This is a genomic window from Salibacterium salarium (assembly GCF_030813635.1).
Taxonomy (GTDB): domain Bacteria; phylum Bacillota; class Bacilli; order Bacillales; family Marinococcaceae; genus Salibacterium; species Salibacterium salarium.
The window spans coordinates 375520-398350 of the sequence record NZ_JAUSUM010000002.1 but is presented as its reverse complement, the minus strand read 5'-3'; the positions used below and the strand labels follow the sequence as shown (position 1 = coordinate 398350).

General features: G+C 39.1%; 24 protein-coding genes and 1 pseudogene. All 25 read right to left on the bottom strand.

Annotation, left to right across the window (positions count from 1 at the left end):
* Positions 1-20 precede the first annotated feature (20 nt).
* The 25 genes and pseudogenes from J2S78_RS07830 to fliO all read right to left on the bottom strand — a co-directional run bounded on the left by J2S78_RS07830 (position 21) and on the right by fliO (position 22822).
* Positions 21-1730, bottom strand: a complete 1710-nt coding sequence (locus J2S78_RS07830) for a proline--tRNA ligase (RefSeq protein ID WP_306897571.1) — start codon at positions 1728-1730, stop codon at positions 21-23.
* A gap of 75 nt (positions 1731-1805) precedes the next feature.
* Positions 1806-3071: an RIP metalloprotease RseP gene (gene rseP, locus J2S78_RS07825; protein WP_306897570.1), complete on the bottom strand. Its 1266-nt coding sequence runs from the start codon at positions 3069-3071 to the stop codon at positions 1806-1808.
* Between the two features lie 13 nt (positions 3072-3084).
* Positions 3085-4233 carry a 1-deoxy-D-xylulose-5-phosphate reductoisomerase gene (locus J2S78_RS07820; protein WP_306897569.1) on the bottom strand — a complete coding sequence of 383 codons (1149 nt, stop codon included), beginning with the start codon at positions 4231-4233 and terminating at the stop codon, positions 3085-3087.
* A gap of 46 nt (positions 4234-4279) precedes the next feature.
* Positions 4280-5080, bottom strand: a complete 801-nt coding sequence (locus J2S78_RS07815; protein ID WP_306897568.1) for a phosphatidate cytidylyltransferase — start codon at positions 5078-5080, stop codon at positions 4280-4282.
* A gap of 14 nt (positions 5081-5094) precedes the next feature.
* A complete protein-coding gene (uppS, locus tag J2S78_RS07810) occupies positions 5095-5859 on the bottom strand; it encodes an undecaprenyl pyrophosphate synthase (RefSeq protein ID WP_306897567.1) in 765 nt (254 codons plus the stop codon).
* 144 nt (positions 5860-6003) lie between these two features.
* The gene (gene frr, locus J2S78_RS07805; RefSeq protein ID WP_306897566.1) at positions 6004-6561 is read right to left on the bottom strand and encodes a ribosome recycling factor; all 558 of its coding nucleotides are present in this window, start codon (positions 6559-6561) and stop codon (positions 6004-6006) included.
* Positions 6562-6563: 2 nt separating this feature from the next.
* The gene (gene pyrH / locus J2S78_RS07800; protein WP_125556452.1) at positions 6564-7280 is read right to left on the bottom strand and encodes a UMP kinase; all 717 of its coding nucleotides are present in this window, start codon (positions 7278-7280) and stop codon (positions 6564-6566) included.
* A 188-nt stretch (positions 7281-7468) separates the two neighbouring features.
* Positions 7469-8350 carry a translation elongation factor Ts gene (gene tsf / locus J2S78_RS07795; RefSeq protein WP_306897564.1) on the bottom strand — a complete coding sequence of 294 codons (882 nt, stop codon included), beginning with the start codon at positions 8348-8350 and terminating at the stop codon, positions 7469-7471.
* A 239-nt stretch (positions 8351-8589) separates the two neighbouring features.
* Entirely contained in the window at positions 8590-9363 is a 774-nt protein-coding gene (rpsB, locus tag J2S78_RS07790) for a 30S ribosomal protein S2 (RefSeq protein ID WP_125556454.1), read from the bottom strand.
* Positions 9364-9519: 156 nt separating this feature from the next.
* Positions 9520-10029 (bottom strand): DUF6115 domain-containing protein, encoded by a 510-nt coding sequence (locus J2S78_RS07785; RefSeq protein ID WP_306897561.1) that lies wholly within the window; start codon positions 10027-10029, stop codon positions 9520-9522.
* Between the two features lie 8 nt (positions 10030-10037).
* A complete protein-coding gene (locus J2S78_RS07780) occupies positions 10038-10349 on the bottom strand; it encodes a hypothetical protein (RefSeq protein ID WP_306897560.1) in 312 nt (103 codons plus the stop codon).
* Positions 10350-10380: 31 nt separating this feature from the next.
* Positions 10381-11778, bottom strand: a complete 1398-nt coding sequence (locus tag J2S78_RS07775; RefSeq protein ID WP_306897558.1) for a flagellar assembly protein A — start codon at positions 11776-11778, stop codon at positions 10381-10383.
* 80 nt (positions 11779-11858) lie between these two features.
* Positions 11859-12629, bottom strand: a complete 771-nt coding sequence (locus J2S78_RS07770; RefSeq protein WP_125556458.1) for a FliA/WhiG family RNA polymerase sigma factor — start codon at positions 12627-12629, stop codon at positions 11859-11861.
* Positions 12630-12642: 13 nt separating this feature from the next.
* A complete protein-coding gene (locus J2S78_RS07765) occupies positions 12643-12990 on the bottom strand; it encodes a hypothetical protein (RefSeq protein WP_306897555.1) in 348 nt (115 codons plus the stop codon).
* A complete protein-coding gene (locus J2S78_RS07760) occupies positions 12990-13493 on the bottom strand; it encodes a chemotaxis protein CheD (protein ID WP_306897554.1) in 504 nt (167 codons plus the stop codon). The genes J2S78_RS07765 and J2S78_RS07760 overlap by 1 nt, the downstream gene beginning before the upstream one ends.
* Entirely contained in the window at positions 13490-14125 is a 636-nt protein-coding gene (locus tag J2S78_RS07755) for a chemotaxis protein CheC (protein WP_306897553.1), read from the bottom strand. Before J2S78_RS07755 ends, J2S78_RS07760 begins: the two co-directional genes overlap by 4 nt.
* A gap of 25 nt (positions 14126-14150) precedes the next feature.
* Positions 14151-15197 (bottom strand): protein-glutamate methylesterase/protein-glutamine glutaminase, encoded by a 1047-nt coding sequence (locus J2S78_RS07750; RefSeq protein WP_306897551.1) that lies wholly within the window; start codon positions 15195-15197, stop codon positions 14151-14153.
* A gap of 3 nt (positions 15198-15200) precedes the next feature.
* Positions 15201-16082: a MinD/ParA family protein gene (locus J2S78_RS07745; RefSeq protein ID WP_306897549.1), complete on the bottom strand. Its 882-nt coding sequence runs from the start codon at positions 16080-16082 to the stop codon at positions 15201-15203.
* Complete coding sequence (flhF, locus tag J2S78_RS07740) at positions 16079-17221, bottom strand: flagellar biosynthesis GTPase FlhF (protein WP_306897547.1); 1143 nt, start codon at positions 17219-17221, stop codon at positions 16079-16081. Before flhF ends, J2S78_RS07745 begins: the two co-directional genes overlap by 4 nt.
* Positions 17218-19254, bottom strand: a complete 2037-nt coding sequence (gene flhA, locus J2S78_RS07735; RefSeq protein ID WP_306897545.1) for a flagellar biosynthesis protein FlhA — start codon at positions 19252-19254, stop codon at positions 17218-17220. Before flhA ends, flhF begins: the two co-directional genes overlap by 4 nt.
* 38 nt (positions 19255-19292) lie before the next feature.
* A pseudogene (gene flhB, locus J2S78_RS07730) lies at positions 19293-20374 on the bottom strand (flagellar biosynthesis protein FlhB).
* Between the two features lies 1 nt (position 20375).
* Complete coding sequence (gene fliR, locus J2S78_RS07725) at positions 20376-21155, bottom strand: flagellar biosynthetic protein FliR (RefSeq protein ID WP_306897543.1); 780 nt, start codon at positions 21153-21155, stop codon at positions 20376-20378.
* Between the two features lie 4 nt (positions 21156-21159).
* Complete coding sequence (gene fliQ / locus J2S78_RS07720) at positions 21160-21429, bottom strand: flagellar biosynthesis protein FliQ (protein ID WP_306897541.1); 270 nt, start codon at positions 21427-21429, stop codon at positions 21160-21162.
* A 14-nt stretch (positions 21430-21443) separates the two neighbouring features.
* Positions 21444-22127 carry a flagellar type III secretion system pore protein FliP gene (fliP, locus tag J2S78_RS07715; protein WP_306897540.1) on the bottom strand — a complete coding sequence of 228 codons (684 nt, stop codon included), beginning with the start codon at positions 22125-22127 and terminating at the stop codon, positions 21444-21446.
* On the bottom strand, positions 22124-22822 hold the full coding sequence (gene fliO / locus J2S78_RS07710) for a flagellar biosynthetic protein FliO (RefSeq protein ID WP_306897538.1): 699 nt from the start codon (positions 22820-22822) through the stop codon (positions 22124-22126). Before fliO ends, fliP begins: the two co-directional genes overlap by 4 nt.
* Positions 22823-22831: the final 9 nt, after the last annotated feature.

The window sequence follows — 22831 nt, the reverse complement described above, 5'->3', positions numbered from 1 at the left end:
TTATTAACCTCCCCGTTAACCTAGCGCTCGTTGAACAAGGACGATAGATAGGTGGAAAGATTGTCAACGTGGACCTCTTCCATCTCCCCATTTTGTCTTGCTTTCACTTCGACTATACCTTCCGGCGCTTTTTTACCGCAGGCGATGCGAACTGGTAATCCAAACAAGTCGGCATCTTTAAACTTAACACCTGCTCGTTCCTTTCGATCATCATACAACACATCATAACCAGCTTGTTTTAACGATTCATATAACGTTTCACTAAGGTTGAGTTGATCTTCCTGCTTCGGATTTAAAACGAGCAAATGGAGATCAAACGGCGCCACACTTTTTGGCCATACTAATCCATTTTCATCATGATGCTGTTCAATTATAGCAGCAAGGGTCCGACTGACACCAATCCCATAACATCCCATCATTATTGGATTGGAGCGTCCATTTTCATCTAAATAAACAGCCCCCATGGCTTCACTATATTTCGTTCCCAATTTGAATACATGTCCAACTTCTATTCCTTTAGCAAACTGAATCGTTCCTTTTCCATCAGGAGCTGCATCTCCTTCTTGTACAAAACGAAAATCTCCGTAGCGTTCTATTTGTAGATCTCGACCAGGATGAACGTTTTTAAAATGTTTATTTGGCTGATTCGCTCCACATATACCTGAAGTCACTGATTTCACCGCATAATCCGCCATAACCGTTACATCTTCAGAAATGTTTACCGGCCCAATAAATCCAGCTTCTGTACCTAGGATACGAGTAATGTAATCGTCATCAGCAAGTCTAACATTTTCAGAATCAAACGCGTTTCCTACTTTTATCTCGTTTATGTCATGATCACCGCGACAAATAATTAGGACAGGATTCTCATCGACAACAAAAAGCACTGATTTCAACAAATTTTCGTTGTATTCTTCAAGACCTTTTGTTAATTCTTCGATTGTTTTCATACCAGGTGTATCCAGTAATTCTATCTGATGTTTTGGAGGTTCGCTTTTTTCATAAGTGTCTGGTAGAGCCGCAATTTCAAGATTAGCAGCGTAATCTGAACCATCGGAATAGGCAATTGTATCTTCCCCAACATCCGACAGTACCATAAATTCATGGGTACCGCCTTTTCCGCCAATAGCCCCGGCATCAGCTTGTACCGCTCTAAAGTCAAGACCGCACCTTTTGAAAATATTTGTATAAGCTTCATACATAGAATTGTAGCTATTCGAAAGACTTTCCTGATCGGAATCAAAGGAATAAGCATCCTTCATTATAAACTCACGGGAACGCAGCACACCAAAACGCGGACGTCTTTCATCCCGATATTTCGTTTGAATCTGATAGAGGTTCATCGGGAGTTTTTTGTAAGAATTAATTTCATCTCGAACAAGGTCCGTAATAACTTCTTCGTGAGTCGGCCCTAATGCAAACTTTCTGTCATTTCTATCATTCAAACGCATGAGTTCAGGACCATAATCGTCAAATCGACCGGATTCTTCCCATAATTCAGCAGGTTGAATAGCAGGCATTAACATTTCTTGTCCTCCTGCCTTATCCATTTCTTCTCGAATAATTTGTTCTACTTTTCTAAGTACTTTTCGACCAAGCGGAAGATAAGAGTAGATACCGGAGGCTGTCTGCCGGAGAAGTCCGGCACGCAACATCAGTTGATGGCTTGGAATATCAGCTCCTTGGGGAATATCCCTCAAGGTCGGACTGAAATATAATTGCTGTCTCATAAACAATGACCCCTCTTTCTTCTGTTTTTACACCGATTATATATCTGTTATACGACTCAATATTTTTCTAAGATGTTATAAAAAGAAATTGTTAATATCATTCCATGTTACAACTAGCATGAGTAAAAACAATAATGCGAATCCAAAGAAATGGATAAGTCCTTCTTTTTGCGGATCTACCGGTTTTCCGCGTATTGCTTCATAACCGATAAAAAGTAATCTTCCTCCGTCAAGTGCCGGTAAAGGCAGCAGATTTACAATACCTAGGTTCACACTAAGCATTGCTGCAAATTGAATAAGAAAAAATATTCCAATGGACGCTGCTTCACCTGTGTAATTATAAATACCTACAGGACCTGAAACAAAATCCAATGAAAACTCTCCAGTGATAATTAGGCTCAGTGTATCAAAAATAACTTTACTCACTTCATAAACTTGTGTACCTCCGTACTGAACAGATTGAATAAAAGAGTGGTCGGTAGGTGCTTGAACACCAATCATACCTACTTCTTGCTCTGACATCTCATCATAGCGAGAGTATGTTTCCACAGACGTTGAAATACGTTCTCCGTCACGAACCGCTTCAACATTAATTTCTTCATTTGGGTGTTCTTGTATAACTGCAGTCATTTCATCCCAATCACTTACTGATTCTCCAGCGATGGAGTTCACCTCATCACCTTGTTCAAGTCCTGCTTCTTTTGCAGGACTGTTATCGCTAAACTCACCGAAGGCAGCATTGTCGTATTGCGGAACACCATTGACTAAACCGACAAACAAAAGAGCTACAAAAGCCAGTACGAAGTTCATCATCGGTCCTGCAAATATAGCTAATGCTTTTTTTAGCGGGGATTTTGAGCGAAATTGACGGTTTAAAGGGGCAATTTGTTCTGGTTTTTCATCGACAATCAAATCACACTTCTCATTAACGGGGAACGTTTGTATGCCTTCTTCATCATCCGTGTAAGCTTCTATCATCAACCGTTCTTCTAAATCTATCCTTTCGACGGATACAATTTTGGCTTCCGGATGTTTAGATTTATTATTTACAATGATTTTACTAATTTGTTCATTCGCATTAAAAACAAGCCCGATTTCGTAACCGGGTTTTATTTGTATTTCTTCTGGGTCTTCTCCGGCCATTCTTACAAAACCGCCTAAAGGCAACAAACGTACAGTATAGACTGTTTCATTTCGTTTTGTGGAAAAAATTTTCGGTCCAAATCCAATTGCAAATTCACGGCAAAGAATTCCTGCTTTTTTGGCCACATATAAGTGCCCCCATTCATGAACAGCAACCAGCACACCGAAAATGATAATGACAGCTATAAAAGTATCCACTTTATTCCCACCTTTACTCTATTAGAGAGCTTACATACGCTCTTGTATCCTTATCTACTTCTAAAATTGTCGCAAGATCTGGAGTTTCTACAACTTGATGTCGTTTGAGAGCTTCTTCGATTCTTTCCTCTATGGAAAGAAAGGTTATCTTATTTTGTAAAAAAGCAGACACCGCTTCTTCATTAGCAGCATTTAACACGGTTGTCATTGTCCCTCCAACACGTCCTGCATCATAAGCATAGCGTAAACAACGATATCGGTCAAAATCAGGTTTTGCAAAATGCAATTCTCCTATTTCCCATAAGTTTAACCTGTTTGTATCTTGTAATTCAAGCCTGTCTGGATGGGTGAGAGCATATTGGATTGGAACTCTCATATCTGGTGTACCGAGTTGAGCCATCACACTCTTATCACAATATTCTACAAGGGAATGAATAATACTTTCTTTGTGGAGTAGAACATCAATGTTGTCATAGGGCATATTAAATAACCAATGAGCTTCTATTACTTCAAAGCCTTTATTCATCATCGTTGCTGAATCAATAGTTATTTTAGCCCCCATATTCCAATTTGGATGATTCAACGCATCTTTTACAGAAACGCCCTCAAGTTCAGCACGTGTTTTATCCCGAAAACTTCCGCCGGAAGCCGTTACTATTAGCCGTTCCACTTCCTTTGAATCATTACCTTCCAAGCTCTGTAAAATCGCAGAATGTTCACTATCAACAGGAAGAAGCTTCACGTCGTGACGTGTAGCTTGCTCCATGACAAGGTGACCAGCTGTCACTAGTGTTTCTTTATTAGCAATACCAATATCCATTCCGGATTCTATCGCTTGTAATGTTGGTTCAAGGCCTAAGCTGCCGACAACCGCGTTCATTAATAAATCGCCATCAGGAGGAACAGCAGCTTCTATTAGTCCTTTTTTTCCATAATAGACTGCTGTTTTTCCATTTGTTTGCTGCATAACTTTATCTGCATCTTCTTTTCTTGCAACAGATGCAATCCGTGGCTGAAATTCATTAATTTGTGCAATGACTTTTTCAACACTCTGGCCTGCAGCTATAGAAACAAGCCGAAACTGCTGAGGATGTTTTCTAATAACATCCAGCGTTTGTGTACCAATTGATCCCGTTGATCCAATTAAAGCTATATTTTTCATGTATACTCCCCTTTACTTTATGACCCGAAATAACAAGTATAAATTCTTATCCAAAGAAATGAAAGAAATGTAAAATCGGAAGTACAAAAATCAAACTGTCAAACCGATCTAGAATGCCTCCATGTCCTGGAAGGACTGTTCCAGAATCCTTCACTGCATAATGTCTCTTTAAAGCAGATTCAACTAAATCACCGAGTTGACCAAACACAGATGTGACAATAATAAATGCAGCCAGTACATACCATGAAAAATATGCAATGAAGATAACCTGGAACAACCAACCTACAATGCCTGCCAACATGATACCGCCGATGAAACCTTCTACCGTTTTTTTAGGACTAATTTCTGGCCAAAGTTTGTGCTTTCCCCATTTCCGACCAACGAAATAGGCTCCTGAATCCGTCGCCCAAATAATGAATAATACTAAAAAGACGAGAGCTAGACCGTTTTCTTCCATATTTCGAGTTAAAATAAGATGATGAAAACCATACCCAATATAAACAGATGATAATATAACAAATCCTGCTTCATCGAACGTAAACGAATTTTTTGTTATTACTGTTAAGGCTAACAGTAATAAAATCATCACTAAAAATAATTCGACCTTAGATACGTGCTCAAATAGCCCAATATCAATCCAAGTAGAAGGCACTAACAAAGTCCACATAAATAAAAAACTGACGAATCCCATAAAAGAGAATGTCTCTATATGTTTCATTTTCAGTAATTCATGCATAGCAATAGAAGCAACTATTGCGATAGCAAGAGTAAATACAATATCCCCTATAATAACAATGCTAAGTAGAACAATTGCCCCTATAACAGCAGTGATCATTCGCTGCTTCATGTTTTATCCCCCATCTAAACACCGCCATAACGTCGTTTCCGCTGCTGATACTTTTTAATTGCTTCGATAAAATTCTCATCTTTGAAATCCGGCCATAACACTTCAGTGAACCAAAACTCACTATATGCAATCTGCCATAACATAAAATTACTGAGTCTAATCTCTCCACTTGTTCTAATAAGAAGGTCAGGATCAGGAAGTCCTTGTGTTAATAGCCTTTCAGAAATTAAATTCTCCGTTATGTCACCTGGCCGAAGATCCCCTTCTGCTATATCTTCCCCTATTTCTTTCACCATTTCTACCAATTCATGGCGCCCACCGTAGTTAAGAGCAAAATTTAAAACAAGACCAGTATTATCAGAGGTTTCTTTTACTGCCTTTTCAATAGCACGAAGCGTGTTGGCAGGAAGTAAAGAACGATCTCCCATCGTACGTACTTTTACATTATTTTTTTGTAAATCCGGTAACTCTTTTTCTAAAAATCGCTCTGGCAGTTTCATTAAAAACTCAACTTCTTTTTCAGGACGTTTCCAATTCTCCGTTGAAAAGGCATAAAGTGTTAAAAATTTTATTCCGATTTCATTTGCCTTTTTAACAACGTTTGTAACTACTTTCATGCCTTCATAATGCCCAGCCACTCTTGGCAGCCCTTTATTTTTTGCCCAACGCCCATTTCCATCCATAATAATGGCAATGTGGGAAGGGATATTGTCCTGATCCAACCGAGTATTGCCTTTATCCGTTTTTAATTCTGTATGAGAAAAAAATCGATTAACCATCAGGACACCAGCCTTTATATTGTTTCACGATTATGTAAAAGTTTATAAACCTTTATCATTTCATTTCTTATAGAAGATGGTGCAAAAAAACCCTCTACTAAAAAGAGGGTTTATTAGCATGCTTTCATTGTAACGTGATTTGCATCAAACTTCCATAATTTCTTGTTCTTTATCTTCCGCCGCTTTATCAATGGCAGCAACATGTTTATCTGTCAATTTTTGCACGTCGTCTTGCAATTTACGAAGATCATCTTCGCTAATGTCTCCTGCTTTTTCTTCTTTTTTGAACTCATCATTAGCATCTCTTCGTATATTACGAACTGCTACGCGCGCTTCTTCGGCATACTTTCGAACCAATTTACTAAGTTCTTTACGACGCTCTTCTGTTAAAGATGGAATATTTATGCGAATAACGTTACCATCGTTGTTTGGTGAAAGACCTAAATCAGCTTTTTGTATCCCTTTTTCGATATTACCGATAGAGGATTTATCAAAAGGAGTAATGACTAAGAGACGTGCTTCTGGAACAGAAATAGTTGCCAATTGATTTATAGGAGTATCTGCTCCATAGTAATTAACCATTACTTTATCTAACATCGAAGGATTAGCTCGTCCAGCCCTTAATGTGGCCAGCTCTTTATGAAGAGAATCTACGGACTTTTTCATTTTTTCGTCTGTTTCTTGAATTTTACCATTCGCCATTATTATTTCCCCCTAATTACGGTCCCAATATCTTCTCCAAGAACCGCTTTTTTAATGTTACCTTCTTCCATAATCGAGAAAACGAGTAACGGGATATCATTATCCATACATAACGTTGAAGCTGTTGAATCCATCACACCTAAGCCACTATTTAAAAGATCTAAATAGGTAAGTTCACCGTATTTTTTGGCATTCATATCATGCGAAGGATCAGCATCATATACCCCGTCCACTCTATTTTTAGCCATTAATATAACTTCCGCTTCAATTTCAGCTGCCCGCAACGCTGCTGTAGTGTCTGTCGAGAAATATGGATTACCAGTTCCGCCAGCGAATATAACCACACGTTTTTTTTCTAAATGACGAATGGCTTTCCGGCGTATGTATGGCTCAGCCACTTGCCGCATTTCAATAGATGTCTGAACTCGTGTTTCCACTTCGTTATCTTCAAGGCTGTCTTGGAGAGCGAGAGAATTCATAACTGTCGCAAGCATCCCCATATAATCAGCGGTAGCCCGGTCCATTCCCTTAGAACTTCCGGCAAGCCCTCTCCAAATATTTCCTCCGCCTACAACTACGGCAACTTCTGTATCCAATCTTACAATTTCTTTAATCTGAGATGCAATGGATTGTATCACATTTGGGTCAATACCATATCCTTGATCACCCGCAAGCGCTTCACCGCTTAATTTTAAAATGACCCTATTATATTTAGCCACGTTATACCCCCGTTTCTTTATGTATTACACTTTCTTCTGTAGTGTATTCGACCTAGTTAAGAATTTTTCGCATAAAGAAGGGGCTGAGCGGCCTTCTCAAACGTTATAACGTAAACACAGAATTAGGGTTCTGTTTTACAATACAATAATGTTGAGAAGCTTCCACCTTTAAGCCCCCTACAATCTTATTATTTTTTAACTTGGGACATTACTTCTTCTGCAAAGTTGTCTTCCCGTTTTTCAATTCCTTCTCCAACTTCATAGCGGATAAAGGTTTTTATAGATAATCCTTGATTTTTTAGGTAGTCCCCAACTTTTTGATCTGTATCTTTAACAAATTCTTGGTCAAGCAGGCAAATTTGTTCAAAATACTTATTAAGACGACCTTCAACCATTTTCTCAACAATATTTTCAGGTTTACCTTCATTAAGAGCTTGTTGTTTTAGCAATTCGCGCTCTTGTTCCGTTTCTTCAGAAGGTACCGCATCGCGTGAAACATAGCTAGGGTTAATTGCAGCAACATGCATAGCAATGTCTTTAGCAACTGAATTATCCGTTGTACCTTCAACTAGTGTTAGTACTCCAATACTTCCACCCATGTGAAGATATTCTCCAAATGACGCGTTGTCATCTTTTTGAACGATTTGAAAGCGACGTAATGAGATTTTTTCACCAATTTTAGCGATTTGGTCATTGATATATCCTTCAAGTGTTGTACCTTCTGCAACTTCAACACTAAGAGCAGATTCCACATCAGCAGGTTCATTGTCCAATAAGTAACCAGCAATGTTTTGGACGAGTGTTTGGAAATTTTCGTTTTTAGCCACAAAATCGGTCTCTGCATTCACTTCAACAATGACAGCTTTGTTTCCGCTACTAGTAACATATGTTAATCCTTCAGCTGCTACACGGTCTGCTTTTTTGGCCGCTTTAGAAATACCTTTTTCTCTAAGATAATTCACCGCTTCTTCCATATCACCGTCTGTTTCTGTTAATGCTTTTTTACAATCCATCATCCCTGCGCCAGTTTGCTCACGCAATTCTTTTACCATACTTGCCGATACTGCCATAATATATTCCTCCTTTGAGTCTAATTAATTATTCGGTATATTCTATATAGCAAGACATGCCGCACTACAGGGAAAGATACCCCAAGCTGATAACGACACCTAAAAAACCGGAGCTGTTACCTTATTCGACATACTTTATTACCTTATGAAAAAGGGTGAAAAAAGGGCAGTCCCCTTTAATCACCCTTCTTGGTTAAGCTATGGCTGACCGCTATCGTCGGTCAGGCAATTGAAATGAATTAGGAAAGGCTTTCCTGCTCACTTTTTTCCTCTTCAACTGCTGCTTTTTCTTCCACTTCTTGCGCCGGTGCTTCATTCACATCTTCCGCTTCTCCTTGTGTTGCTTCGATTACAGCATCTGCCATCTTAGCAGTTAGAAGACGTACCGCGCGAATCGCATCGTCATTACCAGGAATCACTTTATTGATTTCATCAGGGTCGCAATTAGTATCCACAATAGAGATGATTGGAATGTTAAGCTTATGAGCTTCTGCAACCGCAATTCTTTCTTTGCGGGGATCGATGATAAACATCGCATCAGGAAGCTGATTCATTTCCTTGATACCACCAAGAAATTTCTCTAAGCGTTCCATTTCTTTTCTGAGCAACATTACTTCTTTTTTAGGAAGAACATCAAATGTGCCGTCTTCTTCCATTTTTTCAATATCTTTCAAGCGAGCAATACGCTTACGGATAGTAGCAAAGTTTGTCAACGTACCTCCGAGCCAACGTTGGTTAATGAAGTACATACCAGAGCGCTTCGCTTCGTCGCGTACGGAATCTTGTGCCTGTTTTTTTGTGCCGACAAAAAGGATTTTACCTCCGTCTGCAGCAATGTCACGTACGTAGTTATACGCTTCTTCTACTTTCTTCACCGTTTTTTGCAAATCGATGATATAAATGCCGTTTCTTTCTGTAAAGATGTAACGACTCATTTTTGGGTTCCAGCGGCGTGTTTGATGGCCGAAATGAACCCCTGCTTCGAGCAGTTGTTTCATGGATATAACTGCCATAATGTAATCCTCCTTTGGTTTTTTCCTCCGCCTGCTTCGTTTCTGAATAAGACCTTTACGCAAAGGCACCCTCATTCAAATCAGCAAAGCGTGTGTAATAACACCGTGAATTAATATACCATACGTCCATTATCAAAGCAAGATTGAACGCATGATTTATTGATAAAATTTTAAAAACAAGTCCACTTCCCCTTTGCCAATATCTAATTTTTTAGCTATTTCATCTCTAGTATACCCTTGTGACGAAAGAGATAAGACTTTTGCTTGATCAGAGGATTCCACTTTATCAGCGTTGTCTGTAAGCGGCGGAGCGTAAGCTGGTTCCTCTACATCCTCCTCTTCGGTCACAATGGAAGGAGAATGTATCTCTTGTTTTTCCATTTTAAATGGGGATTCTTGAGGCGGCATACGATTTTTCATAGTTTCTGAAGGAGTAGTCTCCGTCAGTTGTACATTCTTTTGATCAGCAAAATATTGTTTTAGTTCTTGGTTTTCTTGTTTCATTTCATCAGTATAGCGGCTTAATAGTTCTTCCATATCTTCGCGCACACCGTATAAATCACTACGCTCTTCTTTCACCTTTTGCATCTGTTGATAAAAAAGAATCAGCACAAAAAAAGTAAAAAGATGAATAGCAAGACTTAGTACAAGTAATACAATTGTCATTTTTATTCCTACCCTGTAATATCAATAGATTTTCCTTTAAAAGGATGGTCAGCTGCTTCTTCTTCCTCAGACTCTCCAATTTTTGATGTTAAAAATGGATTTTCTCGGTTTTCATCTCCACCGTCTTTGCTATCGAACTTGTTTTTGTCCGTTGCATCCTTATCCGTGACTTGCGTTCGGGCTTTATCATGCTCTTTTTGATGTTCCGCTGCTAAACGGTCCTGAGCGGCTTGCCCCCGTTGCTGAAGTTGTTCTTGAAGCTTACCCGCATCTTGGGTTCTCGGAAGGGCGACCTGCAATTCTACTGCCTTCCAACTCATCGGTTCGCCTCCTGTTCAAATACAGTACGAATTATAAAACGTTGAGATCAATTTCACCGTCTTCAAAAGTTATCGTAGCTTTTGTGTAGGTTGCATTGATTTTACGGCGATATTTACCAAAATGAACATCGACATTTGTATTCAACGTTTTATCCACTTTTATTGTACCACTTTCTGTATTTTGTGAAACCTCCAGCATTTCCTGCAAATCTTCTGCCGCATCATTTGCTTTGGTTTTAGCTGAATCAAGTGTCGTTTTAGCACGCAATTTCATAATTCTCTCTTTGGAAGAAAGAGACGTTCCTTCTTTCTCTTTCTGTTCTAACGCTTTTAATAGCTTCGTCACTTTCTCACTTTCTTCTTTTGCTTCATGCAAGCAGTGCTCTAGTTCTTTTTGACGTTTCACATAGTCATGAGGAACTCCGATGTAAAACGATGTAGGAGTGTTCATTGCGTTTCCAGCCTCTTTTATGTGGATTTCTGTAACAGCAGAAATCATTCCTCCTACTACCCGACCGCGACCTTTTGTACAATAGATACTTACACCAGCTTGGCAGAAACTGTGCATGATAGCTTGTTTTACGTAAACATTTCCACCGGCATAAACATTTGCTTCATTCAAATACGTTGTATGTATATCCTGCCCCGCTTTGATATAACCTTTTTGTTGTGCAGTCACACCGGAAGAAACATAAACGGAGCCTTCTGCTTCTAAAAATGCAGATTCAACGGTACCAAGTACACGTATGTCTCCCTTTGCCTTTATTTCAAAACCTGAAGGGACACTTCCACGTATTGTCACATTACCAGTGAAATCTATATTTCCTGTTTTCAAATCCAAATCCCCATTAATTTCATAAAGGGGATTGACATGAATGGTCTTTTTTTGAACACTAACCTGACCCGATTCTATCGCATAAATATAGTTTTCTTCGAGTCTTGTATTTTTTCCCGCCTGAAGAACAAAATCCAATCCATCTTTTGAAGATAATACTTCACCATCTACTGCTGTTCCATCTATTCCAAAGGTAGCATCAACCTTTTCCCCGGTAAAATCACCTGCTTTTACCATTGGAATATCAATCACCTGTTTTAAATCAACGTTGTCTGACTCTTTTTCTTGAGTCGATTCGTCTGATTTATGAACATTGGCGGGCAGTATATATGCAGGCTCTCCATTTATTGGCGCGATTCCTTTTGCGATTTCTAAAGGATATACGATAGCATCAGGATCTTCCGTGATTCTATCAACATTTTTGTCGATAATACCGAATAAGACGCCTTGCTCTTTCAAAAAAGTGTCCCAATCCTCACGTGACCATGTTGACTCTTCATCGGGGGTTGCCATCGCAATCACATGTGCTGAAAGCTTATCTTCAGATATTCTGATTTCAAAATAATCTTGGATTTCAATTTCCTTTTCCATCATATCAAGCCTTCTTCTCTAAGAATTCGCTTTCTGCCAAGACAGGTGAAAATTCCCTATCAAGTATAATTAAAACTATTATATCAAAAGTTCTCTTTTCTAAGAAGAGTTTGTTTCAAACGAAACAGCGCCTTAGAGTGAATTTGTGAAATGCGTGATGTCGACAAGCCCATAATCTCACCAATTTCTGTTAATGTCATTTCATCTTGATAAAACAAACCAATTACTGTTTTTTCTTTCTCAGATAAATGCTCCATCTCTTCGGCCAACTCCTGCAATGAAACAGATTGTACTAGTGTATCTTCAGGGGAAGGGGAGGATGTATCTTCAATCGATGCACGGTACGTTTCTTCACGTTCTCCCTCTGGCGTTTCTTCATCAATAGACAACATATTAGCAAAAAAAGTTTCCGTTACTACTTTTCTCACTTCATCCGCATCCATATCCAACATTTCTCCCACTTCATCTTCGGATACGTAACGCCCATATTTTTGTTCAAGAGATTCGATAGTATCTTCAATTTTCTTTGATTTGTCTCGTAATGACCGGGGCATCCAATCTTCTTGTCTCAATCCATCAATAATAGCACCACGGATTCGAAAAGAAGCGTAAGTGTCAAACTTTAAGTCTCTCGAAAAATCAAACTTCTTCATCGCATCATACAAACCGCTAAGACCGTGACTTAACAATTCTTCTTTAGAAACGTTTTTAGGGAGACCCGATCCTATCCGCTGAACGTGATAGTAAACAAGCGGCATATATGCTTCCACTAGTCTATTGGCTGCTGTTTCATCATCATATGTTAACCATCTATCCCACCATTCTTGATAGGCATGAGGAGTTGAACGTGACATGAACGGCCTCCTTTCATTCATTTAATTTGTCTTTAATTGCATCAGACGCAGCTTTTATTTGTTCTTCTGAAAATTGTTGTTCACTTTGTTCTTCCTTATCTGACGTATTCAGTTGATCTTCTTCAGTTGACTCGACTGCGGCATCATCTGTTGTCTGGTTTTCAACATTCTGTTTAGGAACCTTTTGTATTTTACGGTACATAAAACGCAAAACAAACATTAATATTAATAAAACAATAGCTGCAAAAACACCTCTAGTAAGAGAAGTTTCTAACAAATTGACTTTTATAGATAATAAAAAAACAACAATAAACCCTAAGCAGGCTGCCAATACATTTGTTTTCCAAGAATCGAATGCCATTAAATAATCGACTCCCCTTGATTAACTGTCCGAATATGTAGTGTTTTATCTGCGGGATTAAATTCAATTGTCCGACCTTTATTACCGCCTGTGTCTTCTGCAATCAATCGAATTCGGTATTGTCCCAATATTTCCTTTACTGCTTCTGCATTACGAGGTCCAATTCTCATCACTTCATTATTGGAAGAAAAAGAAAACATTTGCGCACCTCCTGCAATTTTTGCTTTTAACCTGCTCACAGAACATCCCCATTGTTGTAACGATTGTAAGGCATCTTCCAAGGCAGTATCTGCGAATTTTGCTCGATTGGTTTCCTTGTTTTTAGCCATGGCTGAATCCGGAAGCATCACGTGTGCTAATGCTGCAATTTGTTTCGCTTCGTCATAAACTACAGCTCCTATACACGAACCTAATCCTGATGTACGGATGGTACTCGGAGCTTCAGCCAACTTCCAATCTGCCATGCCAACTTTTACGACTTCCGCTTGTTCTATTTTTGTCATGACCAGTCTACTCCTAAAGATTGAAAGATTCGCTTGAATGCATCAGGATCAGGAAGTAAGAAAAATTGGCCGGTAGCTGTTGAACTATCTGAATCTTCAGCTTCTCCCATCAATGTGTCAATTACAATCGCATAATCTCCAACTTGAGATATTTCAGTGAGGCCGGCACTTATAATAGCACCAGCCATATCAATCGCGAGTGATGGGACAGACGGCTGCATTTGAATAGATGTAAAATCTGATAACGCAGAAAGATAAGCACCGGCTAATATATTTCCAAGTTCACTCAAAGCGGAAGCAGCCAGCTCATCAAAAGAATCGTCGACAATGTTCACCTTGTTTCCAGTCAATGAAAAAGCTAATTCTTCTGCTTCTTCTTTTTGTAATATTAAAAACATGCTCCCAGGAGCCTCTCCACTTACCCTTAGAAAAGTTGCAGCAACAACTGTTTCTTCCCCTCCGGCAAGCGACTGCATCTCTTGAAAATCAATGATTCGGACTGATGGTACATTTAAATCAATCTTCTGATTCAAAAGCTGTGATAGTGCGGTAGCCGCATTTCCAGCACCGATATTACCTACTTCTTGTAGCACATCTAAATGTATCGGCTTGATCTGTTGAATTAAATCCATAATTCCCCGCCTTTATTTATCATTGTTATCCCCAAACAATTTGATTGGTTAAAAACCCTGCAATTTCGTTTATGTCTAAACTATGATCAGATTTCGCTTTTTCCTTTGCCACTTTAGGCATTCCATAAACAACAGAAGTCTTTTCTGATTCCGTGATTGCAATACAGGGCTGCTTTTGTTTCATTTTTGCAAGTCCTTTTGCTCCATCGTATCCCATCCCCGTTAACACCACACCCACTAAGCCATAACCAGTTATATCAGACAATGATGAAAATAATTCATCCGCAGATGGACGATGACCATTAACTGGATCTGACTTCGTTATTTCTATAATGAGAGAACGGCCCATTTTTTTTACTTTTAAGTGTGATCCCCCCGGGGCGATATAAGCTGTACCCCTTTTTGCTATCTCCCCATCTTCTGCTTCTTTTATAAAGATAGCACTGATGTGATTTAATCGTTCTGCCAACGATTTTGTAAAAGTTGGAGGCATATGTTGTACGACAAATACAGGGGCAGCAAAATCTTTTGGAAGCAGAGGAAGAACGTTTTGCAAGGCCTTTGGGCCACCTGTAGAAGCTGCTATTGCCAAAATTTTCTTGTCTGGTAATATAGAGGACGGCCCAGATGTCTTTTCTACTTCTTTCATAGGTGCAGATGCTTTTGCCTGAGGTACTTTTGCCCCTGCAGCTGCTCTAATTTTAAAGAGCATCTCATCTTTTACATGGTGTAAATCTAGGGAAATTGACCCTGATGGTTTAGCAATAAAATCAACAGCACCTTCTTCCATTGCGGTGATTGTCTTTTGTGCTCCTTCTCTCGTTAAAGAACTAACCATCAAAACGGGAAGAGGTGTATTTTTCATAATTTCTCGTAATGCTTCGATACCATTCATTTCCGGCATCTCAATATCAAGGGTCACAACATCATACGAACCAGTGCTTATCTTTAACAAGGCATCTTTTCCGTTACGTGCTGTATCTGAGACCGTTAAATCTGGTTGTTCATTAATAAAGTCAGAAATCAATTTCCTCATAAAAGCAGAATCATCGACAACTAGTACTTTTATCATTCATTATCTGCCCCCTATTAAGAAATTTTTTAATTGTCCTATGAAACGTTGGTATTCTGAAGACTGCGTTGAACTTTTCACTTTTCTGTCATCGATAAATGTATCAAGACATGCCTGTAATGCTTTAGACGCTTTGGAAGATGGATAAGCTAAACAAAACGGTTCTTGTCGCTTTACTGCCTGTAATACATTTTTATCTTGCGGAATACTACCAAGAATAGAAACTTCCTTTTTTAAAAATTGGAGCGCTACTCTTTGCAGATTTTTTGCTGTATGGTTCCCTTCTTTTTTTGTTTCTGCCCGATTAACTAAGATAGAACTCGGTAAAGAAGAATCTTGGATATGAAGATGTTTTAACATGGCATATGCATCTGTAATGGATGTCGGTTCCGGTGTTGTAATAACAATCGTTTCATTTGAAGACAAAATAAAATTTAAGCTATCAGCTGTCGCTCCTGCCCCCATATCAAAAATGATGTAATCAAATGCACCATCGAGTAAAGCCATTTGCCTAGAAAAACGTTCTTTTTTCGAATCGGTCATTTGAAATATGTCTGACAAGCCGGAACCTCCAGCTACAATTTGTAACCCGAGCGGACCCTCTTCCATTATATCCCATATTGAGTATTCGTTTTCTACCATGTCGACAACATCATAAGAAGTATTTAAACCAAGAAGTATATCAAGATTTGCCATACCAATGTCTAAATCGAACAAGACGACCTTTTTGCCTTCCTTAGCAAGACCTAAGGAAAAGTTTAGAGAAAAATTAGATTTCCCAACTCCTCCCTTACCACTGACAACAGACAACACGCGGGTTTTTTTTGGTTCATCTTGTGTCTTTTGATCAAGTGCACGTCTTAAGTTGTTCGCTTGGTCACTCATCCTTCATACCCCTCAGTCACCCATCCAGCTATTTGTGCTGAATCAGCAGCTTCAATATCATCAGGAACACTCTGCCCGTGCGTTACATAAGCCGTTCCTGTGTGAGTTTGAGCCATCATATTCACCATAGCCCCAAAATAGGATGTCTCATCTTTTTTCGTAAAAATAAAACGGTCTATGGAAATCAATGAAAATTGTTCGTAGATTTTTTTCATATCTTTATATTTGGATGTTAAAGCTAATACAAGATAGGTCGTCATATCTTCATCAAAATTAATAATTTTCCGTAACTCTTTGACATACAACTGATTTGTGAAGTTTCGACCAGCAGAATCTACCAAAATTAAGTCTTTATCTTGGAACCTTTCTTTGGCTTCTCTGAAATCTTCCATGGAGTAGGCAACAGCAACAGGAAGATCGAGAATTTTTGCATAGGTTTTCAACTGTTCAACAGCAGCAATTCGATACGTATCAGTTGTTATAAAAGCAACTGATTTTTTTTCTTCCAGATGATAATAAGCAGCTATTTTTGCGACTGTTGTCGTTTTTCCAACGCCTGTCGGTCCAACTAGATTAATAATTTTTTTTGAAGATGGTACAGGTCCCATTTCCTTTGTCGGGAGCACTTCTTGTAAATACGTTTTTGCCCAATCTTTGACTGTTTTTACGTCTGGCTCTTCATTCGAACGATACCATTTAGAGAGTAATTGCCTTAAAACGTGATACCGAATATTTTCTTCAATTTCCTGATCGGACAATTCCGTTTCTATAGCTTGAATAGGGGCAGGGTACCCCGCTTTAGAAACATTATTATCTTCTTTCAAAGAAGATATCATGTGCTTCAATTCTTTAACCTCATCTTCGAGCTCATGTTTTGGCTGAACTGGTATACTGGGTCGCTCAGGTGCCGATTTTTGAGCAGGAGGTTCCGGATTAACTTTAGGGGCGGAAGAAGTTGCAGGTGCCGGCGTTTCATCCTTTGCTGCAATCACTTCTATACTTTTCTTCGTAAAAAAACCAAAAAATCCTCCTGAATCGACATGTTTTGAGTTTAAAATAACAGCTTCATCCCCAAGCTCTGCTCGAATTTTTTTCATCGCTTCAGGCATGTCTTTGGCTGTGAATTTTTTTACTTTCATTCAGGATTCACCACCCCTACGCTTTGCACTTCTACATTAGGTTCAAGTTCATTATAAGACAAGACCGGAACTTGAGGAAAGAATCGTTCAATTAATTGATAAATGTACATACGAACCGCCGGGGAACAAAGCAATATCGGTGTTTGTCCCATTTCCGATAATCGTTCAGCTTCTTGCCCGATTGTTTCAACCAGTTTTTGCGAATCATCAGGATTCATTGCCAAGAAGTTCCCGTGTTCGGTTTGTTGTACCGCTTCAGCTACTTTTTGCTCCGCTTGGCTGCTCATCGTTACAACATACAACGGCTCACCCGGTACACTATATTGCTTTGTGATTTGTCTTGACAGTGACTGCCGCACATATTCTGTAACAAGCGTCATATCTTTGGTTAACGCACCGTATTCCGCTAATGTCTCAAATATTGTAGGTAAATTTCTAATAGAGACCTTCTCTTTCAATAAATTTGATAGTACTTTTTGTATTTCACCTAACGCAAGCGGATTAGGTGTCACTTCTTCAACAAGGGATGGATACGTTTCTTTCAAATGATCAACAAGTTGTTTGGTTTCTTCGCGTCCAAGCAGTTCATGAGCGTGTGCCTTAATAACTTCTGTTAGATGGGTCGAAACAACAGAAGGAGGATCGACTACCGTATAACCTGCAAGTTCAGCCTGTTCTTTCATTTCTTCACCTATCCACAAAGCAGGCAATCCAAAGGCTGGTTCCGTCGTTTCAATACCTGTTATACTTTCATCCTCTACTCCCGGACTCATAGCCATATAATGATCAAGTAACAATTCTCCAGTTGCTACGTCATTGCCTCGCATTTTTATGACGTATTCATTTGGCTGCAATTGGATGTTATCTCTAATACGAATAACTGGTACGACCATTCCTAATTCAAGAGCAAGTTGTCTTCGAATCATCACAACTCTATCTAGAAGATCTCCCCCTTGATTTGTATCTGCAAGTGGAATTAGACCATAACCAAACTCAAATTCAATCGGGTCAATGGTTAATAAGTTGACGACATTCTCCGGTGATTTCATGTCATCTTCTTCAGGTTCGTCCTCTGGTTCTTGATCCTCTTTTATCTGGTTTTGTTCTGCTTGACTCATGAAATAACCCAATGCAGCCAAGCTGATTGCTATAGCACTAGTCAGTAATAGCGTAATCGGAGTAAATAAACCTAGCAAAAATATAGCAGCTGCAGCAATATATAACATTTTCGGGAAGGCAAACAGCTGACTGGTGACGTCTTGACTCAAATTTCCTTCTGACGCTGCGCGGGTTACTACTATCCCGGTTGCAGTCGAAACAAGCAAGGCTGGAATTTGACTGACTAAACCATCTCCGACAGTGAGGAGTGTATATGTATTGGCGGCATCACTGAGTCCCATGCCGTGTTCAACCATTCCGATCACTAAACCGAAAATCAGGTTGATGATGACGATGACAATCCCTGCTATCGCATCCCCTTTCACAAACTTACTAGCACCATCCATCGAACCATAAAAATCTGCTTCGTTTTCGATTTTTTCACGACGGTCTTTCGCTTGGTGTTCTGAAATCATTCCTGCATTCAAGTCAGCGTCTATACTCATCTGTTTACCCGGCATCGCATCAAGTGTAAAACGTGCTCCTACTTCGGAAACACGCTCCGCCCCTTTTACGATAACGACAAATTGAATGATAATTAAAATCAAAAACACAACAAAACCGACTAAAGGACTGCCTCCAACGACGAAATTACCGAACGTATTAATAACATTCCCTGCTTCTGCGTCACCAAGAATCGAACGGGTGGTAGAAACGTTTAAACCCAAACGAAACAAAGTAACTAGCAACAATAGCGTTGGAAAAATAGAAAATTCAAGAGGCTCCCTCGTATTCATGGAAACAAGGATAATAACGAGAGCAAGAGCTATGTTAGTGATTATTAAAATATCCAGCACAAATGTTGGCAGTGGGATAATAAGCATAACTACAATTAAAATGACACCAAATAATACAGAAAACTCTCTTGCACCCATAAAAATACTCCTTTTTTGTTCTACCCTGATATGTATTGTTAAACAAGTTGATTTTTAAGCCGGTACACATAAGCCAGAACTTCAGCGACCGCTTTAAATAATTCTTCAGGCACTTCATCATCGATGTCTGCCTGATAATATAATGATCTAGCCAAATATTTATTTTCCACGAGAACAACATCATGTTTTTTCGCTAATGTCTTGATTCTATATGCTACAAAGTCTGCACCTTTAGCTGTTATTTTGGGCGCAGCCATTTTTTCTTCATCATAAGATAAGGCGATTGCAAAGTGAGTCGGGTTGGTGATGACAACATCTGCTTGTGGTACTTCCTGCATCATCCGCTGCATCGCCATTTCCTGCTGTTGTTTACGGCGTTTCGACTTTATTTGCGGATCCCCTTCCATTTTCTTATTCTCATCTTTTACATCCTGCTTGGACATTTTAATTTGCTTTTCATGATCATGCCTTTGATAAAGGTAATCAGGTATAGCTAAAAATAATAATAACAGTGCAACACATACACCTATAATTCCAGTGAGCCAAGCAATTTCACCAAAGCCGTCTGCGACACTTTTCTGAGATAAAAATAATAAAGAGTCCAGGTTCAACCAAATAATTGTAAAAGCCAATAATCCTACAAGCGTTATTTTCAACATCGACTTTAGAAACTCAACCAGTGCCCGTAGTGAAAAAATACGTTTCACGCCACTAAGAGGGTTAATCTTTGATGGTTTAAACTTAATAGATTCAGGCGCAAATAAAAAACCTACTTGCAGCATCGATGCTCCAGCACCAACAACAAGTGCTATGAGCATGATTGGTGCAATAACAAGGCCTGTTTCTATCGCAAGTTCTTGGAATATAGCTGGAATCGTGTTCTCATTCACTTCCCAATGAATATATTCTTGATAGACGACTTGCATTGTTTCATACAAATGCTCACCAAGAACTCGTCCATACACGAACATAAACAAAAAAACAGACAGTAATATTAAGGCAGTATTAATGTCAGTACTTTTTGGGACCTGACCTTTATCCCGTGTTTCTTGCTTTTTTTAGGTGTGGCTTTTTCTGTTTTTTCTTGAGAAAAATATTGCAAATCGAGTCTTAGTTTCACATTAAGCCCCTCCAAGCATTTCCATCAGCGTTCGCATCGCGTCAAACATTTCATCGAAGAGGTGGTCCACTGCCATGAAGAAACCGGGCAGTGTCACAGCCAGCAATGGAAGACCGACAAAAAGCTTTAAAGGCAGTCCAACGACAAATACGTTCATCTGCGGTACTGCCCGCGACATCATACCAAGTGCAAGATCTGCCAAAAACAAACAGCCAACAACCGGAAAAGCCATTTGAAAAGCAATTGTAAACATGGTGCTAAACGCTCTCAGTACGTGATACGCAATCGCTTCTTCTCCGAATGGTAAGGTTAATTGTTCTAAAGGGATGAATTCATAACTATAATAAATTCCGTCCATTATAAGATGGTGACCATCCACTGCCAGCAAAAACAGCAGCGTAAACATGTATAAAAATCCACCCATAAGAGGACTTTGTGCACCTGTCTGTGGGTCAATCACGTTGGCAACTAGAAAACCAAGGGCTATATCAAGAAACATGCCGGCTACTTGCACGGCATAAATCATAATTCCCGCCAACAAACCAATAGATAGACCTACGAGCATCTCTTTAAAAATAAGTAAGATATACGTACTGTCTATTTCTAACGTTGGTGCATCAATGGTAAAAACAATAATAAAAGCAAAAAAAGCCCCTAAGCCTACTTTAAACTGAGTAGGAATATTCCGATATGAAAATAAAGGCATGCTCGTAAAGAAAGCGAGAACCCTTATAAGTACTAATAAATAAACTGGTAATTGATTTATCCATTCTATATTCATAGGCCTACCTTACGTATTCAGCGAGATTACTTAAAATCTGATAGGTAAAATCAGTAACCATTTGTAACATCCATGGTCCAAAAAGAACGAGACAAGCAAGCACGCCCAGTATTTTTGGAATAAAAGCAAGCGTCTGTTCTTGAATTTGGGTTGTTGCCTGAAATATTGCGACACCAAAACCAAGAACAAGCGCCACAACGAGTAACGGACCTGCGACAAGAAACACGGTCCACACTCCGTTTTCTGCAAGACTGATGACTGTTTCAGCCGTCATATGTTCATCACCTTCTAATAACTAATTAAGAGAGATTCTACAATGAGATACCAACCATCCACGAGAACAAATAACAAAATCTTAAACGGTAACGAAATCATTACAGGGGGAAGCATCATCATTCCCATTGACATTAAGACACTTGCAACAATCATGTCGATGACTAGAAAAGGAACAAATATCAAAAAGCCAATCTGAAATGCTGTTTTTAATTCACTAATTGCAAACGCCGGCACAAGTGCTGTCAATGGAATATCATCAAGTGTTTCCGGCCGTTCCATTCCAGCGTATCCCATGAAAAGCGACAAATCTTTCTCTCTTGTATGTTCTGACATGAACTCTTTCATAGGTGTTGCCGCTTCATTAAAAGCTTCTTCTTGATTTAATTCCCCGTCTAAAAGCGGAGTGATTGATTGTTCGTTAACCTCCCCAAAAACGGGAGCCATGATAAAAAAGGTCATAAACAAGGCTAGACTGATTAACACCTGGGTAGGCGGCATCTGTTGCGTTGCAAGTCCCATACGAACAAAAGACAGAACAATGACGATTCTTGTGAAACTCGTCATCAAAATTAAAATAGCTGGAGCCAAGGACAACACTGTAATTAAAAATACAAGTTGCAGACTCGTTGTTAAATTCTCTGGATCATCGCCCAGCAGTCCTCCTGAGTCAAGTATACCTTGAAGAAAAACAATCATTGATTATACCCCTTTAAATGACGACGAGCTTTCTTTCTTGTGTCTTTCATTTCTCCAAGTTGATCTTCCAATACATGTTGGAAAGACTCGGAGTCTTTTTTTTCAGCTTTCCTTTTGTTAAAAAGACCTTGAAACATAGAGAACCCTTTTTTCGTCCAACCAATGTCGGAGGTACTGTCATTTTCAAGTAAATCCTCTATTTCTGATTCTTCTTCAATTTCTGTTAAAAGACGAATAGAATCTCCCACTCCGACAATAAGAAGTCGGTCACCTATTTTTACCATTTGAACAGATTTATTTTGTCCAAGCGGGACGCCTCCAAGGTTTTGCATTGTCTTTTGAGATTGAAAGCTTTGCGTGCGTTTATTTATAAATTTAAGCAGAAAATACATAATAGCAATGACTGCCGCAAGGGCTAATACAAGTTGAAATAACATTTTAAAAACATTTGTATCTTCCATCATTTCAGGGCCACTGCTTCCTGCATCGTCACTACTTTCAGAAGCAGGTTCTTCTTGATCTTCAGCGTTAGACTCTTCTGTAGAATCCCCGTCCCCATCGTCAGTACCATTAAGTGTTTCACTTATCGTTTGGTTTTCATCAATATCTGCATGACTTACCTCGGGGACGAGTATCACACATAGTAAAATGGTCGTTAAAAGTAATAGAAACCAGCTTTTTCTTTTATTCATCATTTATCCCTC

Excerpts from the sequence above, each read along its gene's own strand:
- J2S78_RS07815 (WP_306897568.1), bottom strand. The coding sequence starts at position 5,080 with ATGAAGCAGCGAATGATCACTGCTGTTATAGGGGCAATTGTTCTACTT.
- J2S78_RS07760 (WP_306897554.1), bottom strand. The coding sequence starts at position 13,493 with ATGACAAAAATAGAACAAGCGGAAGTCGTAAAAGTTGGCATGGCAGAT.
- J2S78_RS07775 (WP_306897558.1), bottom strand. The coding sequence starts at position 11,778 with ATGATGGAAAAGGAAATTGAAATCCAAGATTATTTTGAAATCAGAATA.
- J2S78_RS07750 (WP_306897551.1), bottom strand. The coding sequence starts at position 15,197 with ATGATAAAAGTACTAGTTGTCGATGATTCTGCTTTTATGAGGAAATTG.
- J2S78_RS07745 (WP_306897549.1), bottom strand. The coding sequence starts at position 16,082 with ATGAGTGACCAAGCGAACAACTTAAGACGTGCACTTGATCAAAAGACA.
- flhF (WP_306897547.1), bottom strand. The coding sequence starts at position 17,221 with ATGAAAGTAAAAAAATTCACAGCCAAAGACATGCCTGAAGCGATGAAA.
- J2S78_RS07770 (WP_125556458.1), bottom strand. The coding sequence starts at position 12,629 with ATGTCACGTTCAACTCCTCATGCCTATCAAGAATGGTGGGATAGATGG.
- fliR (WP_306897543.1), bottom strand. The coding sequence starts at position 21,155 with ATGAATATAGAATGGATAAATCAATTACCAGTTTATTTATTAGTACTT.
- fliO (WP_306897538.1), bottom strand. The coding sequence starts at position 22,822 with ATGATGAATAAAAGAAAAAGCTGGTTTCTATTACTTTTAACGACCATT.
- flhA (WP_306897545.1), bottom strand. The coding sequence starts at position 19,254 with ATGGGTGCAAGAGAGTTTTCTGTATTATTTGGTGTCATTTTAATTGTA.
- tsf (WP_306897564.1), bottom strand. The coding sequence starts at position 8,350 with ATGGCAGTATCGGCAAGTATGGTAAAAGAATTGCGTGAGCAAACTGGC.
- J2S78_RS07755 (WP_306897553.1), bottom strand. The coding sequence starts at position 14,125 with ATGGATTTAATTCAACAGATCAAGCCGATACATTTAGATGTGCTACAA.
- J2S78_RS07780 (WP_306897560.1), bottom strand. The coding sequence starts at position 10,349 with ATGAGTTGGAAGGCAGTAGAATTGCAGGTCGCCCTTCCGAGAACCCAA.
- fliP (WP_306897540.1), bottom strand. The coding sequence starts at position 22,127 with ATGATTGTTTTTCTTCAAGGTATACTTGACTCAGGAGGACTGCTGGGC.
- fliQ (WP_306897541.1), bottom strand. The coding sequence starts at position 21,429 with ATGACGGCTGAAACAGTCATCAGTCTTGCAGAAAACGGAGTGTGGACC.
- frr (WP_306897566.1), bottom strand. The coding sequence starts at position 6,561 with ATGGCGAATGGTAAAATTCAAGAAACAGACGAAAAAATGAAAAAGTCC.
- J2S78_RS07830 (WP_306897571.1), bottom strand. The coding sequence starts at position 1,730 with ATGAGACAGCAATTATATTTCAGTCCGACCTTGAGGGATATTCCCCAA.
- J2S78_RS07765 (WP_306897555.1), bottom strand. The coding sequence starts at position 12,990 with ATGGCATTCGATTCTTGGAAAACAAATGTATTGGCAGCCTGCTTAGGG.
- uppS (WP_306897567.1), bottom strand. The coding sequence starts at position 5,859 with ATGGTTAATCGATTTTTTTCTCATACAGAATTAAAAACGGATAAAGGC.
- J2S78_RS07785 (WP_306897561.1), bottom strand. The coding sequence starts at position 10,029 with ATGACAATTGTATTACTTGTACTAAGTCTTGCTATTCATCTTTTTACT.
- J2S78_RS07820 (WP_306897569.1), bottom strand. The coding sequence starts at position 4,233 with ATGAAAAATATAGCTTTAATTGGATCAACGGGATCAATTGGTACACAA.
- rpsB (WP_125556454.1), bottom strand. The coding sequence starts at position 9,363 with ATGGCAGTTATATCCATGAAACAACTGCTCGAAGCAGGGGTTCATTTC.